The 5854-nt window shown below is 18.7% G+C and carries 4 protein-coding genes; all 4 read left to right on the top strand.

Translation table 11 applies throughout. The annotated features are described in order from the left end of the window. The coding region (bamA, locus tag GJU03_RS01110; protein ID WP_168918861.1) for an outer membrane protein assembly factor BamA at positions 1 to 1623 on the top strand (1623 nt) is incomplete at its 5' end. A gap of 37 nt (positions 1624 to 1660) precedes the next feature. Beyond that, positions 1661 to 2179 (top strand): OmpH family outer membrane protein, encoded by a 519-nt coding sequence (locus GJU03_RS01105; protein WP_168918860.1) that lies wholly within the window; start codon positions 1661 to 1663, stop codon positions 2177 to 2179. A gap of 63 nt (positions 2180 to 2242) precedes the next feature. Further along, complete coding sequence (fabZ, locus tag GJU03_RS01100; protein WP_168918859.1) at positions 2243 to 2671, top strand: 3-hydroxyacyl-ACP dehydratase FabZ; 429 nt, start codon at positions 2243 to 2245, stop codon at positions 2669 to 2671. A 5-nt stretch (positions 2672 to 2676) separates the two neighbouring features. Beyond that, positions 2677 to 5854, top strand: a 3178-nt coding sequence (gene dnaE, locus GJU03_RS01095; protein WP_168918858.1) for a DNA polymerase III subunit alpha, incomplete at its 3' end; no start/stop codon positions are given.

The raw sequence follows: 5854 nt of genomic DNA, 5'->3' as shown, positions 1-5854 counted from the left end.
ATATTAGACATTGATAAAAAAAAATATTCTAAATATATTAAAAATATAATTAATATTTCAACTGGTGAAATATACCAAAATAATAAAATTTTAGATTTAAAATATAAAATAAAAAAATTTTTAGAAGAAAATGGATTTTTAGATTCACAAATTATAATAAAAACAACTATTGATGAAAAAAATAATAAAATAAATATAATTTTTAAAATTAAAACTAATCGTAAATATTACGTAAGAAAAATTAATTTTTTAGGAAATAATTTTACTAAAGATTATATTTTAAGAAATGAATTATTACAAATAGAAGGAAATCCAATTAATATTGAATTAATAAAAAAAAGTAAAGAGAAATTATATTCTTTAGGATACTTTGATAAAGTAGAAATATTTTTTCATAAAAATTATGATTCAAAAAATACATTAGATGTAATATATCAAGTAGATGAGAAAAATGAAGGATTTGTAAAATCAGGATTAGGAATAGTTGAAGGAGGTTTATTAGGATTTAATACTGCTTTACAACAAAATAATTTTATCGGTACTGGCTATGATATAGATATCAACTTTAATAAAGATTTTTATCATTCTTTTTTACAATTTTTTATTATGAAAAATCATATTCTCTTTAAAAAAATTAATGCCGGGATAAAAGTTTTTTTAAATACAATTAATGAAGATAATAATTCATTTTATAATTATATCAATAGAAATAAAGGTTTTTTTGGAATTTTAAAATTCCCTATTAATAATGATTATACTATTACCAATAGTATTGGATTTGTACAAAATAATATTAGTAATATTGAACCAGAATTATATTTATGGAATTATCTTAGACATATAGGATATAAAAAATATAATAAATTATATAATAATTATTCATTAGATGAATTTAATATTAATTATTCTTTTTTATATAGTAATTTAAAAAATTTAGATTTATTACCAGAAGATGGAATATTAAGTTCATTAAAAACATATTTTTCTGTTCCATGGTATAGTAAAAATCGTAATTATAAAATTTATTTTAATTATTCAAGATATATTCCTTTAAATTTGCAAATATTTAAAAATTACTTAAAAGATAATCCTTTAGTTTTTTTATTTAAAAGTAATTTTGGTTATGGTAATGGTTTTTTAGGTGGTAAATATCCTTTTTATAAAAATTTTTATTTAGGAGGTTCGAATACAATAAGAGGTTTTCAAACCAATAGTATTGGTCCTAAAGCTATATATTATTCTTCAAAAAAATATCATTGTCATGATGGAAAAACTATTTGTTTATCTAATAATACTGTTGGAGGTAATTTTTTATTTAATATAAATAATGAATTAATAATTCCAATTTTATTTTTTGATAATCAATATATAGAACAAATAAGATCTTCTATATTTTTAGATATTGGTAATGTAATAGATACTTCATGGAAAGATAATTATTTATTTAAATTGTATAAAATCCCAAATTTTAACATTTTTTCACAAATAAGATCTTCAATTGGTTTATCTTTCCAATTTTATACACCTTTTGGTGAGATCAATATATCATTTGCATATCCATTTAAAAAATACAAAACAGATAAAATTCAATTTTTTCAATTTAATTTTTTAAAAAAATGGTAATCTATTCTTAATTAAGATAAATAGGAGTATATGTTATATGAAAAATTATTTAAAAAATATATTATTATTAATGATTTTAATCATCCCATTTAATAATGGTTATTGTTGTCCTAAAATAGTAATAATTAATATTGCAAAAATTTTTTATGCAATTCCTCAAAAAAATAGTATGTCTAAAAAATTAGAACAAGAATTAAATGCTGATTTTTTAGTAATAGAAAAAATGAAAAAATTACTTTTATTGAAAGTAAAAAAATTACAACATGAAAAATTATCAAAAAAAAATCAAGAAAGAATACAAAAAGAAATTTTATATGAAAAAAATATTTTATTAAAAAAAATAAAAATTTTTACAAAAAAAAATACTCAAAAACAAGAACAAGCACGTAACAAAATATTAATTTTTATATATAATTTAATTAATATTATTGCAAAAAAAGGTAATTATAATCTTGTTTTAGATGCTTCTGCTGTAGCTTATATGAAAGATGTTAAAGATATAACAAATGATGTAATTGATTTAGCAAAACAACAAAATAATGTTTTTAATTTTTAAATAAATTAATTACATAAAAATTTTATAATAAATTTATGTTTTATTAAAAATAATTAAAATAATATGTCAGATATTCATGAAGTATTGTCTATTTTACCACACAGATATCCATTTATTTTAGTAGATCGTATTATAGCATTTAAAAAATTTACATTTTTAAATGCTATAAAAAATATTTCTATAAATGAACCTTATTTTCAAGGTCATTTTCCACAAAAACCAATTTATCCTGGAGTATTATTATTAGAATCTATGATACAAACTACAGGACTTTTATTATTTAAAAGTATAAATAATAAAAATTTTTTTTATTATCTCACAGGAATTGATAAAGTACGTTTTAAAAGCCCAGCTTTTCCTGGTGATCAAATAATATTAGAAAGTAATTTAGAAAAACAAAAAAATTCATTGATATATTTTAATAGTTTAGCAAAAATTAATAATAAAATTATTTGTCAATCAAAAATAATGTGTATGAAAATTATAAAATAAAAAATATGAATGATCCAAAATTTATTCACTTACATGTACATAGTGATTATTCTATTAAAGATGGTTTAGCTAAAATTAAACAAATTTTAAAAAAAAGTGTATTATTAAATATGCCTGCAATTGCTATTACTGATTTTAATAATATATTTGGTCTAATAAAATTTTATAAAATAGCACATCAATTAGGATTAAAAGCTATTATTGGTGTAGATTTACAAATAAAAGAATTTGAAAATATTAATTCAAATAAATATTCAACATTAACTATATTAGCAATGGATAACATTGGATTACAAAATATTAAATTATTAATTTTTTATGCTTATAAAAATGGTTATAATAATAATTTAGGTCCTGTTATTAGTTATAATTTACTTAAAAAGTATAATAAAGGATTAATTATTTTATCTGGAAGTTTACAAGGAGAAATAGGGATAAATATCCTAAAAGGAAATTTTATTTTAATAAATAAAATAATTAATTTTTTTAAAAAATATTTTTGTAGTTGTTTTTATTTTGAAATAACTAGAACTAATTGTGATAATGAAAAAATTTATATTGATTCAATATTAAACCTATCTTATTATTTTTCTATTCCTATAGTAGCAACTAATAATGTACGTTTTTTAAATCAAGAAGATTTTTATCATCACGAAATTAGAGTTGCAATTAATAAAGGATATAATTTAAATAAAATTAAAAGTAAATCTCTTTATAGTAAAGAACAATTTCTAAAAAATACAAAAGAAATGTGTTTGTTATTTAAAGATATTCCTGAAGCACTATCTAATAGTGTAGAAATATCTAAAAGATGTAATGTTTTTCTATCTTTTGGTAAATATTTTTTACCAAATTTTCCTATAGAAAAAAATATAACACCAGAAAAATATATTATTAAAAAATCTTATATAAGTTTAGAAAAAAAATTAAAAATTTTATACCCAGAATCAAGTTTATTTAAAATAAAAAAAAATATATATAAAAAAAGATTAGATCATGAATTAAATATTATAAATAAAATGGGTTTTCCTTGCTATTTTCTTATAGTCATGGAATTTGTTCAATGGGCAAAAAAAAATAATATCCCGGTGGGTCCTGCAAGAGGATCTGGAGCTGGCTCACTAGTAGCTTATGTTTTAGATATTACTAATTTAGATCCTATAAAATTTGATTTAATTTTTGAAAGATTTTTAAACACCGAAAGAATATCATTACCAGATTTTGATATTGATTTTTGTATGGAAAAACGTGATTTAGTAATTGATCATGTAAAAAAAATATATGGAAAGGAATTAGTATTTCAAATTATCACATTTGGTACTATGACTGCAAAATCTGTTATAAGAGATGTAGGCAGAGTTTTAGGATATCCATACGATTTTATTAATCGTATTTCAAAATTAATTCCTTTTGATTTAGGTATTAATTTAAAAAAAGCATTTATGAATAATAAAAAGTTATCTGATTTATATAAATCAGATAACAATATAAAAGAATTAGTGCTTACCGCTATGAAATTAGAAGGGACTATAAGAAATATAGGAAAACATGCTGGTGGAGTTGTAATATCTCCTGATAATATCATAAAATATACAACTATATATTGTGATTATAATGGAGAAAATATAGTTACTCAATTTGATAAAAATGATATAGAAAAAATTGGCTTAGTAAAATTTGATTTTTTAGGATTAAGAACTTTGACTGTTATTAATCATGCTGTAACTATAATTAATAAAAAATTAATTAAAAATAATAAAAAATTAATTGATATTAATCATCTTATATTAAATGATAAAAAAATTTTTAATTTTTTAAAAAAAGCTAAAACTACAGGTATATTTCAATTAGAATCAACAGGTATTAAGAAATTAATTAAACAGTTAAAACCAGATAATTTTGAAGATTTAATTGCATTATTAGCATTATTTCGACCTGGACCATTACAATCAGGTATGGTTGAAAATTTTATTAATCGTAAACATGGTAGAGAAATTATTTCATATCCCGATAAAAATTGGCAACATGAAAAATTAAAACCAATATTACAATCTACTTATGGAGTAATTTTATATCAAGAACAAGTAATGAAAATAGCTCAAGTATTAGCAGGATATAGTTTAGGAGAGGCAGATATTTTAAGAAGAGTAATTAGTAAAAAACAACATAAAGAAATGGAAAAACAAAGAAAACGTTTTTTATATGGTTCAAAAAAATTAAAAATTAATACTACCTTATCTATGAAAATTTTTAATTTTTTAGAAAAATTTGCTTCATATGGTTTTAATAAATCCCATTCTGCTGGATATGCTTTAATATCTTATCAAACTTTATGGTTAAAATTATATTATCCTGCTGAATTTATGGCTGCTGTTTTAACATCAGAAATGGATAATATAAATAAAATTATTTACTTAATAAATGAATGTAAAAATTTAAAAATTAATATTTTACCACCTAATATTAATAAAAGTTCATATAAATTCCATGTAGATAAAAATAAAAATATAATATATGGATTAGGAGCTATTAAAGGAATTGGACAACAACAAGCATATAATATTCTTAAAGCTAGAAAAAAACATGGTTATTTTAAATCTATATTTGATTTTTTTACTAAAATAAATTTTAAAAAAATAAATAAAAAAATTATGGAAGTATTAATATTATCCGGATCATTAGATGATTTTAATTTTAATAGAGGATTATTAATAAATAATTTAGAAAAAATTATAAAAATTATTAATAAATATTTAGAAGAAAAAAAAACAGGTCAAATAGATTTTTTTAATGAAAAAAACCAAATTTTTATACAAGATAATAAATATATTAATAATGATATAAATTTATTTTGGACTAAAAAAAATATTCTTATAAAAGAAAAAAATATTTTAGGTTGTTATTTAACAGGTCATCCATTAGATGGATATTTAAAAGAAATTTTGTTTTATACAAAAGAAAAGAGTATTCAAAATATTCTTATTAATTTTAAAAAAAATAGTAAAATACCTAAAAGAATAACAATAGGTGGGATTATTAGTAATATACGTACTTTTTATAATAAAAAAAAACAAAAATTTCTTTTTTTTAACTTAGATGATAGTTCTAATACTCTTGAAATACATTTATCATTAGATATATTAAATAATAAAAATGATTTTATTCTTATAAATAATATTATTA

The organism is Enterobacteriaceae endosymbiont of Donacia bicoloricornis (assembly GCF_012567955.1).
Classification (GTDB): Bacteria; Pseudomonadota; Gammaproteobacteria; order Enterobacterales; family Enterobacteriaceae.
Note: the sequence above shows the minus strand (reverse complement) of the source record. Positions and strands in the feature narration are given on the sequence as shown.

Coding starts and splice junctions, on each gene's coding strand:
- GJU03_RS01105 (WP_168918860.1), top strand. CDS start 1,661: ATGAAAAATTATTTAAAAAATATATTATTATTAATGATTTTAATCATC.
- fabZ (WP_168918859.1), top strand. CDS start 2,243: ATGTCAGATATTCATGAAGTATTGTCTATTTTACCACACAGATATCCA.